22 protein-coding genes and 2 pseudogenes are annotated in these 22,496 nt (G+C 39.3%); 17 read left to right on the top strand and 7 right to left on the bottom strand.

Features of this window, described 5'->3' with window-relative positions; translation table 11 throughout:
• Window positions 1-454 (top strand): annotated as a pseudogene (locus EXE10_RS21525) (hypothetical protein); the annotation flags it as partial.
• A gap of 52 nt (window positions 455-506) precedes the next feature.
• Here the strand turns inward: EXE10_RS21525 and purL are convergent.
• The 3 genes from purL to EXE10_RS14360 all read right to left on the bottom strand — a co-directional run bounded on the left by purL (window position 507) and on the right by EXE10_RS14360 (window position 5,864).
• Complete coding sequence (gene purL, locus EXE10_RS14350; protein WP_130113822.1) at window positions 507-4,343, bottom strand: phosphoribosylformylglycinamidine synthase; 3,837 nt, start codon at window positions 4,341-4,343, stop codon at window positions 507-509.
• Window positions 4,344-4,528: 185 nt separating this feature from the next.
• The gene (locus EXE10_RS14355) at window positions 4,529-5,245 is read right to left on the bottom strand and encodes a hypothetical protein (RefSeq protein ID WP_228256841.1); all 717 of its coding nucleotides are present in this window, start codon (window positions 5,243-5,245) and stop codon (window positions 4,529-4,531) included.
• 37 nt (window positions 5,246-5,282) lie between these two features.
• Window positions 5,283-5,864 (bottom strand): hypothetical protein, encoded by a 582-nt coding sequence (locus EXE10_RS14360; RefSeq protein ID WP_130113824.1) that lies wholly within the window; start codon window positions 5,862-5,864, stop codon window positions 5,283-5,285.
• Window positions 5,865-6,107: 243 nt separating this feature from the next.
• Between EXE10_RS14360 and EXE10_RS14365 the strand changes: the two genes are divergently transcribed.
• The 4 genes from EXE10_RS14365 to ruvB all read left to right on the top strand — a co-directional run bounded on the left by EXE10_RS14365 (window position 6,108) and on the right by ruvB (window position 9,604).
• Window positions 6,108-6,311: a hypothetical protein gene (locus EXE10_RS14365; RefSeq protein ID WP_130113825.1), complete on the top strand. Its 204-nt coding sequence runs from the start codon at window positions 6,108-6,110 to the stop codon at window positions 6,309-6,311.
• 202 nt (window positions 6,312-6,513) lie between these two features.
• Entirely contained in the window at window positions 6,514-7,854 is a 1,341-nt protein-coding gene (locus EXE10_RS14370) for a deoxyguanosinetriphosphate triphosphohydrolase (protein ID WP_068976079.1), read from the top strand.
• A 130-nt stretch (window positions 7,855-7,984) separates the two neighbouring features.
• A complete protein-coding gene (gene ruvA, locus EXE10_RS14375; protein WP_130113826.1) occupies window positions 7,985-8,587 on the top strand; it encodes a Holliday junction branch migration protein RuvA in 603 nt (200 codons plus the stop codon).
• Between the two features lie 12 nt (window positions 8,588-8,599).
• Window positions 8,600-9,604: a Holliday junction branch migration DNA helicase RuvB gene (gene ruvB / locus EXE10_RS14380; protein WP_068976082.1), complete on the top strand. Its 1,005-nt coding sequence runs from the start codon at window positions 8,600-8,602 to the stop codon at window positions 9,602-9,604.
• 13 nt (window positions 9,605-9,617) lie between these two features.
• On the opposite strand, the gene EXE10_RS21925 is transcribed toward ruvB, so the two are convergent.
• Window positions 9,618-10,340: a hypothetical protein gene (locus EXE10_RS21925; protein WP_228256842.1), complete on the bottom strand. Its 723-nt coding sequence runs from the start codon at window positions 10,338-10,340 to the stop codon at window positions 9,618-9,620.
• A 254-nt stretch (window positions 10,341-10,594) separates the two neighbouring features.
• On the opposite strand from EXE10_RS21925, the gene ybgC reads away from it, so the two are divergent.
• From ybgC to pal, 7 genes and pseudogenes are all read left to right on the top strand, one after another.
• A complete protein-coding gene (gene ybgC, locus EXE10_RS14390) occupies window positions 10,595-11,002 on the top strand; it encodes a tol-pal system-associated acyl-CoA thioesterase (protein WP_068976122.1) in 408 nt (135 codons plus the stop codon).
• A gap of 23 nt (window positions 11,003-11,025) precedes the next feature.
• On the top strand, window positions 11,026-11,724 hold the full coding sequence (tolQ, locus tag EXE10_RS14395) for a protein TolQ (protein WP_068976084.1): 699 nt from the start codon (window positions 11,026-11,028) through the stop codon (window positions 11,722-11,724).
• Window positions 11,724-12,176, top strand: a complete 453-nt coding sequence (tolR, locus tag EXE10_RS14400; protein ID WP_130113827.1) for a protein TolR — start codon at window positions 11,724-11,726, stop codon at window positions 12,174-12,176. Before tolQ ends, tolR begins: the two co-directional genes overlap by 1 nt.
• A 3-nt stretch (window positions 12,177-12,179) precedes the next feature.
• A complete protein-coding gene (tolA, locus tag EXE10_RS14405) occupies window positions 12,180-13,544 on the top strand; it encodes a cell envelope integrity protein TolA (RefSeq protein WP_130113828.1) in 1,365 nt (454 codons plus the stop codon).
• A gap of 216 nt (window positions 13,545-13,760) precedes the next feature.
• Window positions 13,761-14,048 (top strand): annotated as a pseudogene (locus tag EXE10_RS22150) (cell envelope integrity protein TolA); the annotation flags it as partial.
• A 236-nt stretch (window positions 14,049-14,284) separates the two neighbouring features.
• Window positions 14,285-15,568, top strand: a complete 1,284-nt coding sequence (gene tolB, locus EXE10_RS14415) for a Tol-Pal system beta propeller repeat protein TolB (RefSeq protein WP_130113830.1) — start codon at window positions 14,285-14,287, stop codon at window positions 15,566-15,568.
• Between the two features lie 77 nt (window positions 15,569-15,645).
• Window positions 15,646-16,215, top strand: coding sequence for a peptidoglycan-associated lipoprotein Pal (gene pal / locus EXE10_RS14420; RefSeq protein WP_068976089.1), 570 nt, complete (start codon window positions 15,646-15,648; stop codon window positions 16,213-16,215).
• Window positions 16,216-16,360: 145 nt separating this feature from the next.
• Here the strand turns inward: pal and EXE10_RS14425 are convergent, their stop codons facing one another.
• On the bottom strand, window positions 16,361-16,546 hold the full coding sequence (locus EXE10_RS14425) for an NF038105 family protein (RefSeq protein ID WP_068976090.1): 186 nt from the start codon (window positions 16,544-16,546) through the stop codon (window positions 16,361-16,363).
• A gap of 175 nt (window positions 16,547-16,721) precedes the next feature.
• Here EXE10_RS14425 and EXE10_RS14430 point away from each other — a divergent pair, with 175 nt between their 5' ends.
• The 5 genes from EXE10_RS14430 (at window position 16,722) to EXE10_RS14450 (ending at window position 20,399) form a co-directional block, all read left to right on the top strand.
• Window positions 16,722-17,696: a class 1 fructose-bisphosphatase gene (locus EXE10_RS14430; RefSeq protein WP_068976091.1), complete on the top strand. Its 975-nt coding sequence runs from the start codon at window positions 16,722-16,724 to the stop codon at window positions 17,694-17,696.
• 437 nt (window positions 17,697-18,133) lie between these two features.
• Window positions 18,134-18,910 (top strand): TrmH family RNA methyltransferase, encoded by a 777-nt coding sequence (locus EXE10_RS14435; protein WP_130113831.1) that lies wholly within the window; start codon window positions 18,134-18,136, stop codon window positions 18,908-18,910.
• Window positions 18,911-19,068: 158 nt separating this feature from the next.
• Window positions 19,069-19,683 (top strand): RNA polymerase sigma factor, encoded by a 615-nt coding sequence (locus EXE10_RS14440; RefSeq protein WP_068976093.1) that lies wholly within the window; start codon window positions 19,069-19,071, stop codon window positions 19,681-19,683.
• The gene (locus EXE10_RS14445) at window positions 19,676-20,002 is read left to right on the top strand and encodes a hypothetical protein (protein ID WP_068976094.1); all 327 of its coding nucleotides are present in this window, start codon (window positions 19,676-19,678) and stop codon (window positions 20,000-20,002) included. Before EXE10_RS14440 ends, EXE10_RS14445 begins: the two co-directional genes overlap by 8 nt.
• Window positions 19,992-20,399, top strand: coding sequence for a DUF3106 domain-containing protein (locus EXE10_RS14450; protein ID WP_130113832.1), 408 nt, complete (start codon window positions 19,992-19,994; stop codon window positions 20,397-20,399). Before EXE10_RS14445 ends, EXE10_RS14450 begins: the two co-directional genes overlap by 11 nt.
• A 110-nt stretch (window positions 20,400-20,509) precedes the next feature.
• On the opposite strand, the gene EXE10_RS14455 is transcribed toward EXE10_RS14450, so the two are convergent.
• Together EXE10_RS14455 and glnA are read right to left on the bottom strand one after the other, a co-directional pair.
• Window positions 20,510-20,794 (bottom strand): hypothetical protein, encoded by a 285-nt coding sequence (locus tag EXE10_RS14455; protein ID WP_130113833.1) that lies wholly within the window; start codon window positions 20,792-20,794, stop codon window positions 20,510-20,512.
• Window positions 20,795-20,888: 94 nt separating this feature from the next.
• Window positions 20,889-22,304, bottom strand: coding sequence for a type I glutamate--ammonia ligase (glnA, locus tag EXE10_RS14460; protein WP_171404991.1), 1,416 nt, complete (start codon window positions 22,302-22,304; stop codon window positions 20,889-20,891).
• Window positions 22,305-22,496 lie beyond the last annotated feature (192 nt).

Below are 22,496 nucleotides of genomic sequence, written 5' to 3' on the forward strand. Positions count from 1 at the left end.
GCTACAGAGTGCTGATCCTGAATTCATTGAAAAATTTTTTCAAGATAAAAGCAATACTGAACTAGGCTATGAAATTTTAGGAATTCTTGATCAAACTTATTTAGAAAAACAAGCAAGAATGATTGGTCGGGTAACAATACTTTTGAAACAACAGCAAATTTCAAAACATGAATTTGACAAATATACATATATTATTACTAAGTTAAATAACTACCTAATAACTGAAATTGAAAAGCTCAATTTACATGGTAGAGATTTTAAAAATAATTCAACATATCTCTCAGAACACAGGACTGATTTAAGTCCCGAAGGGATAACAACTTTTATACACCCTAATCTAGATTTAGTAAGTTTTGGCTTTCTCAAAGAAATTCCTCCTTCAAATATGTGGAATCAAATTTCAAATTTTGAAAGAACTGATGCTTATTATTTCTTTTATGAAAATATTTTCTAAAACAAAAAAGCCCCTTTCGGGGCTTCTTCTATTTGGTATTGAAAACCATCAATTAACCAATGAACTTACGTGCATTACGGAACATACGTAACCATGCACCATCTTCAGTCCATTCTTCAGGTTTCCACGAATGCTGAATTGCACGGAAGTTACGCTCAGGATGCGGCATCATAATCGTTGCACGACCATCTTTCGACGTCACACCAGAAATCGCTTCAGGCGAACCATTCGGGTTCATCGGATACTGTTGAGTTGCATTACCCTGACTGTCTACATAACGTAAGATCACCTGATTACCTGCATTCAACGATGCAAAGTTTTCAGCAGTCGTATCTGCACGACCTTCACCATGCGCCACAGCGATTGGTAAAATTGAACCTTCCATTCCTTCTAAAAGAATAGATGGAGATTTTTCAACTTTAACGTTCACAACACGCGCTTCAAACATTTCAGAGGTATTACGACGGAAACGAGGCCAGTTGTCTGCACCAGGAATCAGTGGAGCAAGCTGTGCAAGCATCTGACAACCATTACAGATACCAACAGAGAAGGTATTGTCACGGTTAAAGAATTTTTCAAACTGATCACGCAGTTTTGGATTGAACAAGACTGATTTAGCCCAACCACCGCCTGCGCCCAATACGTCACCGTAAGAGAAACCACCACACGCCACTAAACCTTCAAAGTCGTCCAAATCAATACGACCTGAAAGTAAATCGCTCATGTGAACATCGACAGTATTAAAGCCAACCTTATCAAATGCCGCAGCCATTTCCACATGACCGTTTACGCCTTGTTCACGTAAAATCATCATGTTCGGACGGCGTTCATTGATATATGGTGCTTCTACAGGCTCATTCAAATCGAATGTTGGTAAAGCAATAATACCTTTATGGTTTTTATCAGCGATCAATGAATATTCAGAATCAGCAGTTTCAACGTTGTCACGTAAGCGCTGGATCTGATGAGAAACTTCAGTCCACGCCTGTTGTAATTCAGCACGTTCAAGCACTAAACCATTCACAGACAATGTGTCTGAATCATTCACTGTACCAACAACAGCAATTGCATCTTTCAAGCTTGAAGCAGCAACTTCATCAGCCAATGTTGCCCAGTCTGCTTTAGAAATCTGCAATACTGCACCAATTTCTTCTGCAAATAAGCTTTCAGTCGATTGATTTTCAAGTGTTACACCTAAGCGTGAAGCAAACATCATTTCAGCAACTGTCGCAAGTAAACCACCATCACCGATGTCATGATACGCTTTGATCAAGCCACGGTTGTTCCAGTCCTGCACCAGTGCAAAGAATGCTTTGAAATCATCAAAACTGTCGACATCAGGTGTTACTGAACCGATTGCTTTATAAACCTGTGCAAGAATCGAACCACCTAAACGGAACTGACCTTTGGACAAGTCAATGCGAACGAGTACTGAATCTTCATTTTTCAGTTCAGGGGTCAATGTTTTACGTACATCTAAAACAGGTGCAAATGCAGTGATCACGCCAGACATTGGAGAAGTTACAGATTTATCTTCGCCTTCGTCATTCCAAGTGGTACGCATTGACAATGAGTCTTTACCCACTGGAATTGCGATACCGAGTGCAGGACACATTTCCATACCGATGGCTTTAACACCCTCGAATAATGCCTGATCCTCACCTTTCTGACCCGCAGCCGCCATCCAGTTTGCAGACAGTTTAATGTCACTGATCTGTTCGATGTTGGCACACATGATGTTAGAAATTGATTCAGCGACTGATAAACGAGCTGAAGCAGCAGGGTTTAACAATGCCACAGGTGGACGTTCACCCATTGCCATTGCTTCACCTGTATAGCCTTGTAAGCTTGTGGTTGTTACAGCAGCATCTGCCACTGGAACCTGCCAACGCCCCACCATCTGATCACGTGCAACCATACCTGTGATTGAACGGTCACCGATTGTGATCAGGAATGATTTAGATGCAACTGTTGGATTTTTTAAGACACGGAAAATCGCATCTTTTAAGTCAGTCACTTGTGCAGCGGTAAAATCATCGCCTTTGCGCTCAATCGTTTCATACGAACGGCTCATGCGAGGTGTACCACCAAGCATCACTTGCATTGGCATATCCACAGCTTTGTTATCAAACAATGGATCGTTTACAGTCAACTGACGTGCTTCAGTCGCTTCACCAAGAACAGCAAATGGGCAACGTTCACGCGCACAGATAGATTCAAATAATTCTAAAGATTCTGGTTTGATCGCAAGGACATAACGTTCCTGGGCTTCGTTTGACCAAATTTCCATAGGAGACATGCCTGGCTCTAAGGATGGAATCTTACGAAGATCAAGGATTGCACCTAACTCGTGATCATTGACAAGTTCAGGCATTGCATTGGAAATACCGCCCGCGCCGACATCATGTACAGATACGATTGGGTTGAAATCTTCCATTCTCCAGCAAGCATCAATCACTTCCTGGCAACGACGCTCCATTTCTGGGTTTTCACGTTGAACTGAAGCAAAATCAAGGTTTTCACCGAGTTTACCACTGTCTACAGAAGACGCTGCGCCACCACCTAAACCGATGAGCATTGCAGGACCACCAAGGACAATCAGTAAGTCGCCTGGTTGAATTGCATCTTTTTCGACATGGTCAGGACGGATGTTGCCGTAACCACCTGCGATCATGATTGGTTTATGGAAACCTTTCACATCACCATTGACATTCTGTTCAAATGTACGGAAATAACCATTTAATGCAGGACGACCAAATTCGTTGTTAAATGCAGCGCCACCTAAAGGACCATCAATCATGATCTGCAAAGGTGAAGCCATACGTGATGGTTTGCCGTAGTTGTCTTCCCAAGGCTGTTCAAAACCTGGAATGTTCAGGTTAGAAACTGTGAAACCTGTTAAACCTGCTTTTGGTTTACCACCACGACCTGTTGCACCTTCATCACGGATTTCACCGCCCGAACCTGTCGCAGCACCTGCAAATGGTGCAATCGCTGTTGGATGGTTGTGAGTTTCCACTTTCATCAGGATGTGAGCAGCCTGGCTCTTGTATTTATAAACGTGGTGACCTGTCGCTTCGTCTTTTTTCGGATAGAAACGTTGAGTATCAAAGCCCACGATCACAGATGCGTTGTCTTTATATGCTGACAATACGTCTGTTGGAGATTCTTTATAGGTATTTTTAATCATCTGGAACAATGACAATGGCTGAACTTCGCCATCAATAGTCCATTCAGAACCAAAGATTTTATGACGGCAATGTTCAGAGTTTGCCTGAGCAAACATCATCAGTTCGATGTCGTGTGGGTTACGACCCAGTTTATTGAATGCCGCAACTAAATAATCAATTTCTTCATCAGACAATGCAAAACCAAACTCAGAGTTTGCTTTCACCAGTGCATCTTTGCCCTGACCTAAAATATCAATTGAATTTAAAGGCTTTGGTGCAGTTTCAGAGAATAATGCAGCAGCGTCATCAATCTGATTGAAAACACTTTCCGTCATACGGTCATGTAAAACCTGTTTAACTTCATCAGATACGTCAGAAATACCCTTTAAAGTAAACAAAACACCGCGTTCTAAGCGGTGTACAGGTGTATTACAGTTGGCAAAAATATCAGTTGCTTTAGATGACCACGGCGAAATTGTACCGACACGAGGTGTCACTAAAATCTGGACTTCGTCACTTGCAGCTTTGCGAACTTCAAACGATGCGCCATCGTTTAAAAGCTGTAAAGCAGATTGCTGTTGTTGCTCGTTGAGCGCTTGGTCGAAAAGGTAAACCCATTGGCTTTCTATTGATTGAACAGAACTGATTGACGCAAGGCGTGTTAATAGTTGTGTTTGCTTAAAAGAAGAGTGTGCAGGTGCACCGGCAACGATAAACATGCTGTTTTTGGCTCCACGGGCAGGTCTAGACAACCTACCGCAATGTGACTTGAAGAGAGCGCATATTCTACTGTGAAAGCAAGTTTTGAGCTAGTCATCTCTGACTTAAAAAATTAAGTTTTCTTCGTTTAAAATGCTCTATTTACTTTGACTTTCAAATTCAAACATGATTCGTAACAATTGATTTACTTGACTGAATAGCTGAATTCACCTGTCTGTGCGTTTTCTTTAGCAATGATGCCACTCTTTTTATAAAACACATCACCACAAGAAATATCTTCTTCTATTCCACCGTCAATACTAAATGAAAGCTGAACATTGACATGATGTAGATCAGGATGCTTAGTTGATGAATCTATAAAAAATGCATCTAAACTTTCCGTGTTGTAACAGACATACACTTTTTCAGCTTTGCCATTTTTATTCAGGTCAATACTGTAACGATGATCTTTATTTTGAATGAGTCGATCTGATTTAAGTGCAATAAAGTTAATTAAATCTCCCTCGCGACTGATGGCATAAGCGTATTTTTGAGTTTCAGTAGCGAAACCACTTTGACAATTTTTAACTGCTTGCCCAAGTTTCACTTTTTCGACTTGAAGGTCTTCTTTACTAAACTCAGATTTACCATTGATCTCACTACTTGCTGAAAGTGCCCAATAACTTTTCCCTTCTGCATGAGCATCATCCGTCCAAACACAATTTTTAGGGATAATTTGATCACCATCAGTTTGAAATGCAAAAGTCGCTATAGGCAAATCTAATGCTTCAGGTTGTGTAGGAATACTTTCTTCAATTTGAGAATGTTCTTTTTCAGCCTTATTCTGTGTTTCAACTTCTTGCTGCTGATTGGAATGTTTTTGCTCAGATTGACTACAAGCGGATAAAAGAAGTGCGCTCATCAATACTAATCTTTTAGTCATATTACCTTTTGAATTTTCAGTGTTTTACCAAAGTCTTGTTATATTCATATATTCCTGAATTTTCAACCATTGAAATTTTCCAATAATGTGGATTTTCTAAGTTATGAATCGGTTGATAAATAAAAATTCGATGACCATATTGATCCATAAAGCTATAATCTGCTGAGCCTAAGTAGTACATTGACTCCTGAGTATCTGAGATTCGTTCCCAACCATTTTCCTTTAACTTTGAAATATAAATTTCTTCAAATTGTTGCTGTTTTAACTCAATGTCTGATATTTCAAATTGAAACAGTTTATAAGGCATTTTCTGAGGTACCCATGAGATATCATCATATTTAAACGGTGCTAACTTTTCAGCAAAAATGAGTTGTGCTTGATCATTGAAATAACTAAAAATTTTAGGTGAATTGCGAAGTCGTTCCTCCACAGTCACATCTGCATATTTCAAACGAGTTTTAGGTTCAAACAGTGATAAAAACTGAATAAAACCATAGAGAAATAAACCGACAACAATCCAAATTCCATAAGCGAAGAAATGTGCTTTTATTTCTAACTTGTAATCAAATTTTTCTTCTTGATCGTTATTTTTCTGCAAATTTTTCTCCAAGTTTACTTTTACATGGCTTTAATTTACTTTTGATTTTGTTAACGCCTACGTCTTTAGACTTTTTAAATCATCGTTTAACCTTATTTTTAAACTGCATATTAAAACTAATTGATTAATTAATAATCATAAATTTTCAAATACAATCATTTTGATGACTTTTTCCTAACATTTCGACATACAATAAACCCTTAAAATATTTATGTGTTTTAATTAACCTTTAGAGCTTTGTTTATGTCAGACCATACATCATCCACTTTGGACGAAACTTCAACATTAACGCTTGAGCGTTGTACGACTTGCAAAGAACTTGTAAATGCAAACGAACTCGACCCAAATTATGATGGACCTTTAGCCACCTATTCAGACCAAAGCTATTGTACTTTGAAATGCATGCTCGAATCTAAAACAGTCCAAACATCAAAAAATGAATCATAAATCGCTGTTTTATTGTCAATAAGCAAGATTTAAACAATGATTGACTTAAATTTTGCTTATGGTTTATTTCCAAATTTTCATTTTCAAAATTGAACCTTCATTCCAAACACATGATTTAATTCGTCAACTTATGTCGCCCTACTCTAGTACATTCTCAATTAATTTGGCATGATGCAAATAAGTAATAGGTGAATAACGATAAATGACACAAATGCGTTGGTTAGAACTGCTCTCCACAGTTCGTTTAGGCAGTAAAAAGCAAAGTACAGAACAGGCACGTAGCCCATTTCATAAAGATTATGACCGTATTATATTTTCACAAAGTTTTCGTCAACTAAATCGTAAAACGCAAGTTCATCCGCTCACACAACATGATGGTATTCACACCCGTTTAACTCATTCCCTTGAAGTATCTTGTATTGGGCGTTCGCTCGGGATGCTTGCAGCCGAAAAAATCAAAGATGAACTCCCGATGTGGATTTCCCCTGCCGATGTGGGGGCAATTATTCAAGCCGCTTGTTTGGCGCATGATATTGGCAATCCACCCTTTGGACATGCAGGTGAATATGCGATTCGAGAATGGTTTGACGATGCCTCACATACCGATTTTTTAAAAGATTTAAGTGCAGAACAACAAGCCGATGTACGCCAATTTGAAGGTAATGCACAAGGTCTGAGACTACTCACCAAGATTGATTATCATCCCAATGATGGCGGAATGCGCCTTACTTACGCAACCTTAGGGGCTTACTTAAAGTACCCTTGGTTATCAAAAACCATCGAATCGCAAGGTGATACGCCAGCAAGTAAGCGTGCCAAGTTTGGCTGTTACCAAGCGGAAAAAGATATTCTTCGACAAATTGCCACTCAATTAGGATTAATTCAGTTAGGCGAAGATCATTGGTGTCGTCATCCTTTGACTTATTTACTCGAAGCGGCAGATGATATTTGTTACGCACTGATTGATCTTGAAGATGGCATTATTTTAAATATGCTGACTTATGAAGAAGTTGAACCGATTTTCCTTGATTTATTGGGTGATTTTGGTATTCCTGCTGAACTGAATATGCCTTATACAACGTGGCAACAAAAAATTGCAGCTTTGCGTGGTCGTGTAATGAAACGCTTAGTCGATGAAGTCACTACAGCATTTGCCAAACAGCATTTTCAAATTTTATCAGGGCAACTCAAAGGTTCATTACTGCAATATTGCTCAGAAGATATTGAGATTGGTATCGATCGTGCGAAAAACCTAGCACGTGAAAAAATCTTTGAGCATCCGCAAAAGTCAGGTCTTGAAATTATCGCCCATCAAAGTTTGCAACATATATTAGATGCATTTATTCCGCTGACCACACCGAATAAAACCTTGAGTTTTAAAGATGGCCGATTAATGTCGATTCTAGAACGTTTTGGGGCACGTTTTAGTGATGATCATTATGACAATATTATGCAAGTCTTGGATATTGTCAGTAAATTTTCAGATCATCAAGCCTATAACTTGGCGCAAGAGTTACAGGGTAATAAGGTTGGTTTCTTTTAAAGCATTTGGAGAATGAAAGATTGGTAATTTTTCAAGCTTCGTTATACTCTCGGAACAATTTAAAATATCAACATCATGCCACTTAAATGTAAAGCATGGTGATTTAACTAGCGATAAGTGAATAAATGCAATGATCGGATGTCTAATTGGTGAAGTCTTAGCTTTGGAAGCACCGACTGTACTTTTAAATGTAAATGGAGTGGGCTATGAAATTGACACCCCGCTTTCTACCTTTTGCCAACTGCAAAAAGGTCAAAAAGTTACACTTTGGACGCATTTAGCCGTTCGTGAAGATGCTCAACTGCTGTATGGTTTTTTAAATCAACAAGAAAAAATCATTTTCCGCACATTACTCAAAGTCAATGGTGTTGGTCCTAAAATGGCTTTAGGCATTCTTTCAACCTTAAGTGTGGAAATGTTGGTACATACTGTTGAAAATGGTGATGTAAAAACACTGGTTAAAGTTCCTGGTGTTGGTACAAAAACTGCTGAACGTTTAATGATTGAACTACGTGATCGTTTTAAAGCCTTCACAGTGGGTGGAACATCTTCAACATCAACCACAACACAAATTCAATTTACTGGAAATTCTGCGGTTGCAGAAGCAGAAGCCGCATTGCAATCATTAGGTTATAAACCACAAGAAGCACAGAAATTGGTCAATGCAGCCAAAGGTGATTTCACTGAAGCGAGTGATATTATCCGTGCAGCACTTAAATCGATGAATAAATAAGATAGATCAAACATGCAAGACCGTTTAATCAGTGGTTCTGAAAAACCCGAAGATCATTTTGATCGTGCCATTCGCCCAACTTCACTGGATGACTATATTGGTCAGCCTGTGGTACGCGAGCAAATGGAAATCTTTATTGGTGCAGCACGTGGTCGTGGTGAAGCACTCGACCATACATTAATCTTTGGTCCACCGGGGCTAGGCAAAACCACACTTGCGAATATCATCGCACGTGAAATGGGTGGCAATCTCAAATCCACGTCTGGTCCTGTACTGGAACGTGCAGGTGATTTGGCGGCAATGCTGACGAATCTTGAAGAAGGTGACGTTTTATTTATTGATGAAATTCATCGTCTTTCTCCTGTGATTGAAGAGATCCTCTACCCTGCAATGGAAGATTATCAACTCGATATTATGATTGGTGAAGGTCCTGCCGCTCGCTCGATCAAGTTGGATTTACCGCCATTTACACTGGTTGCCGCAACCACACGTGCGGGTCTACTCACCTCACCTTTGCGTGATCGTTTTGGGATCGTGCAACGTCTTGAATTTTATTCTGTAGAAGATTTAACCCATATTGTGACTCGTTCAGCCAATCTGATGGATGTACCAATTACCCATGAAGGTTCAGTCGAAGTTGCACGACGCTCACGTGGTACACCGCGTATTGCCAACCGCCTGTTACGACGTGTCCGTGACTATGCTCAAGTCAAAGGGACTGGTGAAGTCACCCAAGAAATGGCACAACGTGCTTTAGATATGTTGAATGTCGATAAAGATGGTCTAGACACACTAGATCGTCGTTATTTATCAATGCTATTAGAACGCTTCGATGGCGGTCCTGCGGGTGTAGAAGCTCTGGCTGCAGCAATGGCTGAAGATTCAGGGACATTGGAAGATGTGATTGAACCTTATTTGATTCAGCAAGGTTATGCGATGCGTACTGCACGTGGGCGAATTGCGACAAATCAGGCTTATTTACAATTTGGAATGACACCGCCTGAACCGAAAAATTAGTATCAAAGGGAGATTATTCTCCCTGCATAATTCTCCCGAACTCATTTTCAAAATACTCAAATAATTCATGCTTAAACTGTCTAATTTCTTCTTTCCAATAGTCTAGATCAATATCAGTAATAATTTCGCTTCTAAGGCTCGGAGTTATAATACGAATTAGCTCGCTTTTGAATAAAAGTACATTAGCTCTTAAATGAGAATTACCAAGATATAACTCTAACCTCGTGCCTATATTTTCCATTGAATCTCTTTTCAGAGTTAGTTCTAATACATAATCATCTGGTAGTTTTTCACCCAAATTAAGTTGTAAACTTTTTGCTTCATAAATTAGGTTTTCACACGATAAAATAAACTCTGCTCCTAACAAACGGATAGCATTATTTTTTTCATTTAAAAGCTCCATCTGTTTTACTCTTTCTTGACTTCTAATTAATGCGTGATTCGACTCAAGCATAATTTTTTCAGCACTTTTAATCTGGGCTATTACAGCATCAAATGACTGTTTCGTTAAATCAAAACTTTTTTTACCATACCAATACGCAAGCCAAGTCGCCAAACCACCTAGAATCAATGCAACTACTACAGACAAAGCGAAGGATGAAATCGCCGTCTTATCTGTAGAAGCATTTAATTCCATATGTGTTTTAGCAGGCTGTTGCAAAATAATCGTCTGAGTGCTTTGTTGTTGAGGCATTATCCAAGGAAGCAAAATCATTTGCTCATTTTTTTCATTCATGACTGATATTTAACATGATAATCTATAAATCATTTTAGCAATTTAATTTATATTTTCATCTTCCCATATAAACTTTAATAAATTATTTTCAAATAGTTATATTTGAAACCTTGTGCCAATTCACAAAAAAATCAATGTGCTAAACTGCAAACCGTTACAGAGCATAGTTTTGAGCAATCAATTTTACAGCTCACAACTCCCTTCCATGCTCAAAAAATATAACACCTTGTAAATGTGCAAACTGGTAAATGATTATGGCGAATAAATTCGAGTTTCAAATCCGTGTATATATTGAAGATACCGATGCAGGTGGTATCGTTTATCATGCCAATCATATTCGCTTTATGGAGCGAGCACGTACAGAATGGCTTCGCGCATCTGGCATAGATCATTATTGGCATCAAAAAGATTATAATTTTGTTGTACATAAAATTGCTTTGAAATATTCTCGTCCTATACTTATGGACGATCTTATTACTGTTACTGCACGTGTAGTTTCATGTAAAGCTTCGTCATTTGTGTTGCAACAGAATATATATCGTGGTGAAATCATGCTAGCTTCAGGCGAGGTTGAATTGGCATGTTTAAGTACAGACATGAAACCTCGTCGAATTCCTGATGAAATCCGTGACTTAATTCTTAGAGAATTAGCCCACGAATAAAAATATTTTTGGCACATGTAACTATGGCAACACAACTAGAATCTTCTCTACATATCTCTGATTTAATTTTACAAGCGAGCCCCGTGGTTCAATTGGTCATGCTAATCCTTGTATTAGCTTCAATTTTTAGTTGGTTTCTGATTGCCAAGTTACATATGGGCTATAAAAAAGCCCGCCAAGGCGATGAACACTTTCAAAAAATTTTTTGGTCGGGTGCTGAGCTCAATACTTTATATAACAATGCTCAACTCAATTCTAAACGAGACGGTTTAGAAGATATTTTCTATCAAGGTTTAAGTGAATTTCTAAAACTTAAAAAACGTCATGCAGATACAGCTCCGATGATCGAAGGCACTGAACGTATTTTACGTGTCGGTTTAAGTCGTGACCAAGGTCGTTTAGAACAAGGTCTAAGCTCACTTGCAAGTATCGGTTCTGTTGCACCTTATATTGGTTTATTTGGTACAGTTTGGGGCATCATGAGTGCTTTCATTGGTTTAGCTCAAGTTGAACAAGTGACTTTAGCCACTGTTGCTCCAGGTATTGCAGAAGCACTTATTGCAACGGCAATTGGTTTATTTGCTGCGATCCCTGCGGTATTGGCATTTAACCATTACACGGCGAAAGGCGAAGAAATTTATTCTGATCGAGCTTTATTCTCGGAAGAAATGGTGGCGCTATTACAACGTCAATCTGTGGGTACTACACAGGAAGTTGAATAATGGCAATCCGACGCTCTGGCAGTTTTGACCGTATCAAAAAACCGTTAAAAAGTGATATGAATGTCGTACCGTATATCGACGTCATGTTGGTTTTATTGGTAATTTTCATGGTCACTGCACCGATGATCACCACTGGGGTAAAAGTTGACTTACCACAGGCGAATAATAATCCAATTCAATCTGAAGATCGTCCTGCGATTGTCACGCTTGAAGCGGATGGTTCAATCAAACTCGAAGATAAAACACATAATAATGATGTATTAACACTCGATGAATTAAAAACCATACTGACAGAAAATCAAAAACAAGCACATGCGAATCAAAAGCAATTGTCTGTTTTGATCAATGGTAGCCAATCGCGTCCTTATGGTGAAGTCATGCAACTCATGTCTGCTCTTCAAGATGCAGGTTTAAACCAAGTAGGTTTATTGACCGAGTCTGTTAAAAAGTAAGTTATGAAAAATAATCAAAAGCCACAATCTAAAGAAACAGCGATTGCACTTGGATTTACGATTGGAATCCATGTGGTGGCACTGACTGGCTTACTTTTTCTCGGCTTAAGTAAACCACCTGAACCACCTAAACAGATTAAAACAGTATTAATCAAACCTGAAGACTTACCTCCTCCAGAACCAAAACCTGTAGTGGATTCAGATTCAGTAGAAACTGCGGATACCCAAGTTGCAGAAAAGATTCAACAAATTGCTGAACCTGTTCAAGATGCACCCAATATTCCGACTGAGCAAAAACCTGATACTACAGCCATCGATCAGCAAAAGGCTGCTGATGAAGCCAAAACTGCCACTTTAGAACAACAAGCCGCGCTTGCAGCTGCGAAAATAGCGCAAGATAAAGCAGCAAAACTGGCTCAGGCTAAAGCAGATGCAGCTGAAAAGGCGAAACAAGAAGCGGCTGAAAAAGTGAAGCAAGCCAAGAATGCTGCTGACAAGGCTAAAGCTGTTGCAGATGCTCAAGCCAAAGCTGAGGCAGCGGAAAAAGCGAAGCAACTTGCAAGAGCTGAAGCCAATGAAAGAGTTCGTCAAGCCAAATTAGCCGCAGATGCTAAACGTAAAGCGGAAGCGGCTGAGAAAGTTAGAAAAGATGCCGCTGATAAAGCACAGCAAGCGAAAGCTGATGCTGCAGCAAAAGCTAAAGCAGAAGCTGCTGAAAAAGCACGTAAAGAAGCAGCAAATAAAGCCCAACAAGCAAAAGCTGATGCAGTAGCAAAAGCCAAAGCGGAAGCTGCTGAAAAAGCACGTAAAGATGCTGCGGAGAAAGCGCAGCAAGCAAAAGCTGATGCTAAAGCCAAAGCTGATGCGGACGCCAGAGCGAAGGCTAATGCGAAGGCAAAAGCCGATGCGGATGCCAAAGCTAAGGCTGATGCTAAGATAAAAGCGGATGCAGAAGCTAAACGTAAAGCAGACGCCGATGCAAAAGCCAAAGCAGATGCCAAACGTAAAGCTGATCTTGCACGTGAATTAGACAATGAAAAAGAGTCTGCTGCAGAGCAAGCCAAAAACGCGGCTGCTAATAAAAAGGCTGAAGCACGTAAAGTTGCCTCTTCTGCGAAGCGTGATTTTGAAAATAAAGTTCGAAATGCTTGGCGTATGCCTGCAGGTTCTTCTGGGCAGAAAGCAACTGCACGGGTAACTTTGACAGACAGTGGCTCAGTCGCTTCAGTGATTGTGAATTCAAGCGATCCTGATGTAAAAGCCAGTGTAGAACAAGCTGTACGCGCTGCTGCACCTTATCCGATGCCATCTGATCCAGATGCACGTCGTGAGGCGCGTAGTTTTAGTGCTAATTTCACCGTTAAATAAAATGTTGATTCACCCTACTTCGGTAGGGTGAATTTTTACATGATCAATTATCAATATGGTTTACTTATGCAGCTATTACCATGTCTCGTTTTATCATTATTTTGTTCAAGTGTATTTGCAAATGCCGAGCTCAACCCAAATACAATCAACACTCCTTCTGTTGAAAAGACTATTACAACTGTTGAAGCCAAAAGGCAAGCTGATACTTCATTGGAGAAAAAGAATGAAGCATTACAAATTGCATCCTCGGCTAAACGAGACTTTGAAAATAAAGTTAAAAGGGCTTGGCAAGTACCAATAAATTCATCAGGACAGCAAGCAACAGCACGAGTTAGTTTGAGTGAAAACGGTTCAGTAGCTACGGTCAGTGTGAATGCCTCTGACCCTGATATAAAATCCAGTATAGAACGCGCTATTCAAGCTGCTGCACCTTATCCAATGCCATTTGATCCTGATGCACGACGCCAAGCTCGAAGCTTTAGTGCTTCTTTTAAGGTTGAATAGTCTATGTATTCTTACTTCAGAATGACTCAACTAAAATGATATAAGTGAATACAACTAACTCAATACTCATCACATCAATGTAAGATTTTAAGCACAACTATTTATAGTATGAATATAACTTTTCGCTTAAGTAATCTTTTGTTCATAATTACATGCTTTATATAGATTAAAATCATGTCTTTATGCTACAAAGCTAACACAGTTAAAAAAACCAATATTTGAGTTAATGACGCCCCATGAAAATCATCCCTAAACATCTCTTAGGATTAGCAATTTTTGCTGCATTTAGTCCTGCACTGATTACGACAAGCTATGCACAGCTCCAACTCGAAATTGCCAAAGCACCTGAATCTGCACCGAAAATTGCAATCATCCCTTTTAGCAATGATCAAGCAATCTATCCGATTGTGGAACAAGATTTAAACCGTTCAGGTCGTTTTACCAGTGCTTCGAAAAACCTACCAGCAACAGCAAGTTTAAATAATGTCAATGCTGAAGCATGGAAAGCAGCTGGTGTCCCTTATGTAGTATTAGGAGAATCAAAAACCAATGCAGATGGTTCATTGGCGATTCATTACCAACTGTATGACGTTGAAAAACAAAAATTCTTATTGAATGAATTACTCACTGTCCCAAAATCACGAGTGCGTTCAGCTGCACACATGATCAGTGATGCAATTTACCAAGCACTTACAGGTATTCAAGGTGACTTCACTGGACGTATTGCTTATGTATTACGTAACCCAGCAACACCTGAACAGCGCTACACCTTGCAAATTGCAGATACAGATGGCGAACAACCAAAAACTATTTTAAGCTCACGCGACCCAATCCTTTCCCCTGCTTGGACACCTGATGCGAAAAAAATTGCATACGTTTCTTTTGAAACCAAACGCCCAGCAATTTATGTTCAGGATTTGGCAACAGGTACACGTGAAAAACTGGCTGGATTCCGTGGTTTAAATGGCGCGCCAAGCTTCTCACCTGATGGTAAATCGATGCTATTTACCGCTTCAATGCATGGTAATCCTGAAGTTTATCAAATGGATTTAGATTCACGCCAAGTTAAACGCATTACCAACGATAGCGCAATCGATACAGAAGCACGTTATTCACCAGATGGAAAATCATTTATTTTCACTTCTGACCGTGGTGGATCTGCACAGATTTATCGTTATAACTTTGCTGATGGTACGACTAAACGTTTAACTTTCCGTGGTGCATTCAACGCACGTGGTACTTTAAGTGCCGATGGTAAATATGTTGCATTGGTACACCGCCCATCGGGTAGTAACTATAAGGTTGCGATTCAAGAAATTTCGACAGGAATCACCAATATTCTCACCCCAACAAGTTTAGATGAATCACCAAGTTTCTCTCCAAATGGACAAATGGTGGTTTATGCAACACGTGAAGGTAATCGAGGTTTATTGACGATCATGTCTACAGATGGTCGCTTCCGCATGAATTTACCAAGTGAGCAAGGTGAAGTCCGTGAACCTGCTTGGGCACCCAAATAATCGTTTGTTTTAAAATTTGTAAATGTTTCGTTAATTTAATATTCAATCAGTTCAAAATTGAAGTACTGGAGATCAAGATGAAATCAATTCAATATCTAGCTTTACCCTTATTAGCAGTTAGCCTCGTGATGACAGGTTGTGCAAGCCGTAAACCTGCTGCAACAATTGAATCAGGCACAAATCCAAGTGGCTCAACGACTGTAAATACCGAAGGTCTAAGTGAAGATGCTGCTTTAAATGCTCAAAACTTAATTGGTGCATCGTCTAAAGGTGTAACTGAAGCGAATAAAGCATTCTTAGCGAAACGTGTTGTACATTTTGATTATGACAGCAGTGATTTGTCGAATGAAGACTATCAAACACTTCAAGCGCATGCACAATTCTTGATTGCCAATGCAAACTCTAAAGTGGCTTTAACGGGTCACACAGATGAACGTGGTACACGTGAATACAACATGGCTTTGGGTGAGCGCCGTGCAAAAGCAGTTGAAAGTTATTTAATTACCAATGGTGTCAAAGCAAATCAGCTTGAAGCAGTCAGTTATGGTAAAGAAATGCCGATCAAAACAGGACATGATGAAACTTCGTGGAAAGAAAACCGCCGCGTAGAAATTAACTACGAAGCTGTTCCACCGCTTTTGAAATAATTTCTAAATCATGAATAGATTTTAAGTTCTTAAATCGTTATAGAGAATGCTCAATAAATTGGGCATTTTTTTATTTCTCACTTTACCTAGTTATTATCCAGTCCAATAAAAAGCGTCCATTTAAAAATGAACGCTCTTTTATAAATTAAGCCTTGGACTGCTCTGGCTTGGGGCTTTGCATGGATTCAATCATGTCATGTTTATTGAATTTTTTAAATTCAGGTTTCGCTTCATAATCCTTCCATGCATCTTTCACACTTTCAGTACTGATTTCTTTTAAATCAATACCTTCACCTTGTGTTGGAGTCGCTTCAAACTTGGCTGTTGTCATCTCAGTGCTCCCTCTTTCCATATCGTTATAGCTTCAACATAACACTTTATAAAATACTTGCAAGGGCAATTTCACGACAAATAACACAGGATCATTTCTATTTTTGTCTGAACTCATCTAAAATAGGCAGATTGTTTAATTTGATCGACTATTTTGCTTTTGGAGCACCCCTGATATGTCATATCGCACTCTATCCCAATATTTAGAACAACAACAAGGGAACCTTACACCTGAACTCGCAAATGTTATTGAAACAATTGCCACGACTTGTAAAGCAATTGATCAACTTCTTCAAAAAGGTGCTTTGGCAGGTGTATTGGGTAGTGCACAACATGAAAACGTGCAGGGTGAAGAACAAAAGAAACTTGACGTTATTTCAAATGACTACTTAATTGATGCATTAAAAATCAATAAAAATGTCGGTGGTTTAGCATCTGAAGAATTAGATGAATTCACCCCTGCACAAGAAAATGGTAAATACTTAGTTTTATTTGATCCATTAGACGGTTCAAGCAACATCGACATTAATATGTGTGTTGGTACAATTTTCTCTATTTTAAATGCAAAAAATGCAGTCACTCAAGCTGAAGACTTTATGCAAGCGGGTAAAGACCAAGCTGCTGCGGGTTATGTACTTTATGGTCCATCTACCATGATGGCATTGACTGTCGGCGCTGGCACAGTATTCTTCACTTTTGATCCTGAATCTAAAGAATTTTTACTGACTTCTGAAAGCATTCAAGTGGCTGCAGATACCAAAGAATATGCAATTAATGCATCAAATCAACGTCACTGGGAAGCACCTGTAAAACGTTATATTGATGAGTTACAAGCGGGTAAAACTTCAGTACGTGAAAAAGACTTCAACATGCGTTGGGTCGCATGTATGGTGGGTGACATTCACCGCATCCTATGCCGTAGTGGTATTTTCCTTTACCCATACGATACCAAAGATCCTCAAAAAGCAGGTCGCTTACGTTTAATGTATGAAGCAAACCCGATGAGTATGCTCATGGAACAAGCAGGTGGTGCGTCAACCACTGGTCGTGTCCGCATTTTAGATATTCAACCGACAGAATTACACCAACGTGTTCCTGTGGTGATTGGTTCTAAAAATGAAGTTGAGCTTGTAACAAGCTACCACAACTAAGTTTTGAATAATGTTACGTAGTAACTTTGAAAGTATTTTTTAATCTTTATGAATATGGATACGCGGTAACGTCATCCGCAACGTGTTTGAGGCAGGACTACAACAGTACGGTAATGTTTCTGCGATCTACCAACTAAAAGACAATAGTTGACGAGTTTTGCGGTGAGAAGCGAAGCTTCGCAAGTTGGTTTCCTTGCGCTGTTTCACTGCTCATTTTCCCGAAAGAAAAGTACCTCGAGCCGAAGACTAATCCCTTAATCAAAACCTTGGTTGTAAGACACCGCTAAATAACCATAAAGCTTTAAAAGAAACCTTCTTAAGTGCCTAACATCAAGTTGGATGTTTTAAAGATTTTTACTCTCTGCATAAGGGAGTAAGTCCATTCAGGGGTTGTTGCAGATGCACAACCCTGATTTACATTTTTTGGATGCACTCCCATGCCTACCATATTTTTAGAATCACGTGATAACCCCAAAATTAAACACTTACGTGGTTTAATTGAACAAAATACCTATCGTAAAAAACAAGGACAAACCGTTCTTGAAGGAACACATCTAACACTCGCTTGGCTTGAAAAAAACCGCCAAATCAAGTCGATCTTTACCACCGAACATGCACTTGAACACCCTGATTTTGATGAAATTTTTTCTCAATACACAGGTATCGTTTTTGTCTTAAGCGAAGCGTTATATAAAGATCTCAGCACTTTAGGCACATCTATCGCCTGCCTAGCAATCGTAGATCTACCCTCATCACGTGAAGCTTTGAATTTTACAGAAGACACATTAATTCTTGAAAATATTCAAGATCCTGGAAATGTAGGTACACTACTACGTTCAGCAGCAGCTGCAGGAATTGAACAAATCGTCTGTACCAAAGGCTCTGCATCACTTTGGTCACCACGAGTCCTTCGCGCAGGTATGGGCGCACATTTTTCACTACAAACTTATGAAAATGTTGTACTCGAAGACATACTCAAACAATTTAAAATTCCAGTTTATGTCACTAGCTCACATAACGCAGAAAGCCTTTATTCAAAACAATTGCGAAAACAGTGTGTGTGGATCTTAGGTAATGAGGGTCAAGGCGTATCAGACTTTGCATTACAACATGCAGAAGCCGTAAGCATTCCACAACCAGGTGGTCAAGAGTCTCTCAACGTTGCTGTTGCTGGGTCAATTTGCTTCTTTGAAATGGTCAGACAGCGCCTATAATCGTTAATTTATTTTAAATTATGCCCGTTATTGTCAAAAATCATTTAAACTAAAAAAATAATTGATTTCATGTCAACCCATCACTGATTTTAAACGTTATATGGATACGAATTTAAAATATGTATGGTGGGTACCCAATGACGGGATTTTCCATCTCTATGGACTTAGCACCGAAGAAGTCACAGTCTGAATTAGCCAGTACTCAAGCGAGTACAGCTGAACAGCGTCTGCGTTTTTTTATGCAGGATGTGACAGGTCGTGCCTTAGTGATGATGGAAAATGCGACCCAAGGTCATAATGGGATTGCAATGGATTTAGTACAGGAAGCGTTTATTTCCCTGTATAAATCCTATGCTGACAAGTCCACAGAAGAATGGTATCCCCTGTTCTACACAATTTTAAATAATAAGTTACAAGACTGGCGTCGCAAAGAAGCGCGACGTGCTTCCCCATTCTCTTTATTTCGTAAAATTGATCTAGATTCTGACGAAGAAGAAGTGATGGAAATTGTAGATGAATCTACACCAAATCCACTTCAATTCTTAGATCAAGATGTCACTGTAGAAGAGATTCAAGAAGCCATCAGTCGACTCCCTGTACGTCAACAACAAGCATTTATGTTACGTGCTTGGGAAGGTTTTGATACACAAACAACAGCTTCAATTATGAACTGTACTGAAGGTAGCGTGAAAACCCATTATCACAGGGCGATTCAAGGATTGAGAGCCACGCTATCACATCTAAATCCGTATGGAGGTTCATCACATGAATAATGATGATTTTACCAAACAAGTGACCACCAAATTGGATGGAATTGCTCGCAATCACCGTAATAAGGCAGTTGTGATCAATAACGTACTTGACCATATTGAGCATAAGCAAACATCACGTTTTGCACATTGGAAAATGACAGGATTTGCACTTGCAGCTGCAATCACAGGTTTTGTGGTTATTCCAAATGCTTTTGACTTATCAAAAGATGCTCAAACACCGCAACAAGTGGTAGTTAGCCCTAAACTCTCACCTCAAATGATGGAAGATTTAGACATGCTTTCTGTATTTGGCGAGGATAAAAATTCCCATGGCAGCTAGAAAATTAGTTTTGGCATTTTGTGCTATTGGTTTTCTACAAACAAGTTTTGCTGGATTTGAACGTTTTTGGATTTTTTCTAAAGATGCAAATGCCCAGGTCAACGAAACATGGGATGGGCTTTCTGAAGAAGAACAGAAAGCACTAATTAAGCGCTATCAAAATCTAAAAGAAATCCCAACCAATCAAAGCGTAGCTTTACAACAGCGCATGGACTGGTTCACCCAGCTGCCTGAACAAGAAAAGCAAAAAATGCGTGAAGTCTGGCAACAAATGAGTAGTAGTGAACGCAATGAAATGCGTCAAAAAATGCAAAAAGCAACAACAGCTGAACAACGCAATGATATTCGCGAAGAATATATGCAAAAATATCAATTAAATACAGTTGTTACTCACTAAAAATTTTTAGAAATTACAGCCAGTGAATATTCTCATTGGCTTTTTTTATTCCTACACCTGCCCTGCAATTCTTATCAATCACAGATTTAGTCCAGCATCACACTGTTATCTTAGGCATTATCCGTCTTAGCGATCACTTCAAACTTACCTTGAGGTGTTTTAATCAACACAAGTCCTTCACTACTGATGTAAAAACTCTTTGGGTAATCAAAAGCCAAAGCCAATTCTGGATTTCTCAACTCAACAAATTCAGCTTGCTTATATCCTTCGATTGTTCGTCCAATTTCAAGATATGTCACTTCAGAAAAATTTAATTTAAATCCTTTTTCATGATCTTGTGGATCAATCCAAGGAAAAAATCCAGTGTTTTTTTTTTCGTGGTTTTGCCATAACAATTTAAATCATTCATTGATATTTTATATTTTAACGCATTCAATAAAAAACCTGCATCGAGTGCAGGTTTTTTTATTGCTTAAATTCGTGAACGAATTACAAGCTGTAGTACATATCAAATTCAACTGGGTGAGTAGTCGTGTTAAGACGACGTACATCTTCAGTTTTAAGCTCAATATAAGCATCAAGCATATCTTTAGTGAACACGCCACCTTTTAACAAGAAGTCATGATCAGCTTTCAACGCCTCAATTGCCATATCTAAGCTATGTGCAACTGTAGGGATTTTAGCTTCTTCTTCAGGAGGAAGATCATACAAGTTTTTATCAGCAGCTTCGCCTGGGTGGATCTTGTTTTGAATACCATCAAGACCAGCCATTAACAATGCAGCAAAACCTAAGTACGGGTTCATCATTGGATCAGGGAAACGCGCTTCAATACGTTTGCCTTTAGGGCTTGAAACGTAAGGAATACGGATAGAAGCAGAACGGTTACGCGCAGAATAAGCCAACATGATTGGTGCTTCATAATGCGGAACAAGACGCTTATATGAGTTTGTTGAAGGGTTTGTGATTGCATTCAACGCACGAGCATGCTTGATGATACCACCAATGAAATACAACGCCATTTCAGAAAGACCAGCGTATTCATCACCAGCAAACAAGTTCTTGCCATCTTTAGAGATAGACATATGAACGTGCATACCAGAACCATTATCACCAACCATTGGTTTAGGCATGAAAGTCGCAGTTTTTGCATATTGGTGAGCAACGTTCCAAACTGCATATTTAAACTGTTGAACTTCATCAGCTTTACGAACCATCGTGTTGAAACTTACACCAATTTCTAATTGGCAAGATGCAACTTCATGGTGATGTACTTCTACACGACCAGGGCCCATGATGTCTTCAATACGAGCACACATTTCAGCACGCATGTCTTGTGAAGAATCTACAGGAGGAACTGGGAAATAACCACCTTTTACACGAGGACGGTGACCAGAGTTACCTGATTCATAAGAATTACCTGTAGACCAAGCAGCTTCTTCAGCGATCAATGTATGACGTGCGCCAGACATGTCGATGTCCCATTTCACTTCGTCAAATACAAAGAATTCTGGTTCAGGACCAAAAAATGCAGTATCACCAATACCTGTAGATTTTAGGTATTCTTCTGCACGGCGAGCAATCGAACGTGGATCACGGTCATAACCTTGACCAGTTGAAGGTTCAATAACGTCACAAGTGATCACGACAGTCGCTTCAGCAAAGAACGGATCAAGGAAAGCTGTTTCCGGATCTGGACGTAAGATCATGTCAGATGCTTCAATGCCTTTCCAACCCGCGATTGAAGAACCATCAAACATTTTACCATCTTCGAAAGTATCTTCGTCGATCGTATCAGATGGGTAACTTACGTGTTGCTCTTTACCCTTAGTATCAGTAAAGCGAAAATCGACCCATTTTGCGCCACTTTCTTGTATGAGTTGAAGGACCTTGTTCGCCATGCTCATTTGCTCCAATGAATTTTTGTTGCACTTGTGAAGTGCGTGTTAGTAGTTGGTATTTATATAGCAATTTGCGTACCAACTTTTAAAATAATTGCTAATATGTTGAATTTCATATTAGAAAATAAGCTTAGCAACTATTAAATTTCATCTATTATACTTAGAGAATTTAGAATTGCACCATATTCACACACACTT

This window comes from Acinetobacter sp. WCHAc060033 (genome assembly GCF_004209125.1).
In the GTDB taxonomy this organism is placed as follows: Bacteria; Pseudomonadota; Gammaproteobacteria; order Pseudomonadales; family Moraxellaceae; genus Acinetobacter; species Acinetobacter wuhouensis.

What these genes read in the sequence shown, in the direction of transcription:
- ruvA (WP_130113826.1), top strand. Translation starts at nt 7,985, where the DNA reads ATGATCGGATGTCTAATTGGTGAAGTCTTAGCTTTGGAAGCACCGACT.
- EXE10_RS14445 (WP_068976094.1), top strand. Translation starts at nt 19,676, where the DNA reads ATGAATAATGATGATTTTACCAAACAAGTGACCACCAAATTGGATGGA.
- EXE10_RS14435 (WP_130113831.1), top strand. Translation starts at nt 18,134, where the DNA reads ATGCCTACCATATTTTTAGAATCACGTGATAACCCCAAAATTAAACAC.
- EXE10_RS14365 (WP_130113825.1), top strand. Translation starts at nt 6,108, where the DNA reads ATGTCAGACCATACATCATCCACTTTGGACGAAACTTCAACATTAACG.
- tolR (WP_130113827.1), top strand. Translation starts at nt 11,724, where the DNA reads ATGGCAATCCGACGCTCTGGCAGTTTTGACCGTATCAAAAAACCGTTA.
- glnA (WP_171404991.1), bottom strand. Translation starts at nt 22,304, where the DNA reads ATGAGCATGGCGAACAAGGTCCTTCAACTCATACAAGAAAGTGGCGCA.
- tolA (WP_130113828.1), top strand. Translation starts at nt 12,180, where the DNA reads ATGAAAAATAATCAAAAGCCACAATCTAAAGAAACAGCGATTGCACTT.
- purL (WP_130113822.1), bottom strand. Translation starts at nt 4,343, where the DNA reads ATGTTTATCGTTGCCGGTGCACCTGCACACTCTTCTTTTAAGCAAACA.
- tolQ (WP_068976084.1), top strand. Translation starts at nt 11,026, where the DNA reads ATGGCAACACAACTAGAATCTTCTCTACATATCTCTGATTTAATTTTA.
- EXE10_RS14355 (WP_228256841.1), bottom strand. Translation starts at nt 5,245, where the DNA reads ATGAGCGCACTTCTTTTATCCGCTTGTAGTCAATCTGAGCAAAAACAT.
- EXE10_RS14440 (WP_068976093.1), top strand. Translation starts at nt 19,069, where the DNA reads ATGGACTTAGCACCGAAGAAGTCACAGTCTGAATTAGCCAGTACTCAA.
- ruvB (WP_068976082.1), top strand. Translation starts at nt 8,600, where the DNA reads ATGCAAGACCGTTTAATCAGTGGTTCTGAAAAACCCGAAGATCATTTT.
- EXE10_RS21925 (WP_228256842.1), bottom strand. Translation starts at nt 10,340, where the DNA reads ATGAATGAAAAAAATGAGCAAATGATTTTGCTTCCTTGGATAATGCCT.
- tolB (WP_130113830.1), top strand. Translation starts at nt 14,285, where the DNA reads ATGAAAATCATCCCTAAACATCTCTTAGGATTAGCAATTTTTGCTGCA.
- EXE10_RS14450 (WP_130113832.1), top strand. Translation starts at nt 19,992, where the DNA reads ATGGCAGCTAGAAAATTAGTTTTGGCATTTTGTGCTATTGGTTTTCTA.
- EXE10_RS14425 (WP_068976090.1), bottom strand. Translation starts at nt 16,546, where the DNA reads ATGACAACAGCCAAGTTTGAAGCGACTCCAACACAAGGTGAAGGTATT.
- pal (WP_068976089.1), top strand. Translation starts at nt 15,646, where the DNA reads ATGAAATCAATTCAATATCTAGCTTTACCCTTATTAGCAGTTAGCCTC.
- ybgC (WP_068976122.1), top strand. Translation starts at nt 10,595, where the DNA reads ATGGCGAATAAATTCGAGTTTCAAATCCGTGTATATATTGAAGATACC.
- EXE10_RS14430 (WP_068976091.1), top strand. Translation starts at nt 16,722, where the DNA reads ATGTCATATCGCACTCTATCCCAATATTTAGAACAACAACAAGGGAAC.
- EXE10_RS14370 (WP_068976079.1), top strand. Translation starts at nt 6,514, where the DNA reads ATGACACAAATGCGTTGGTTAGAACTGCTCTCCACAGTTCGTTTAGGC.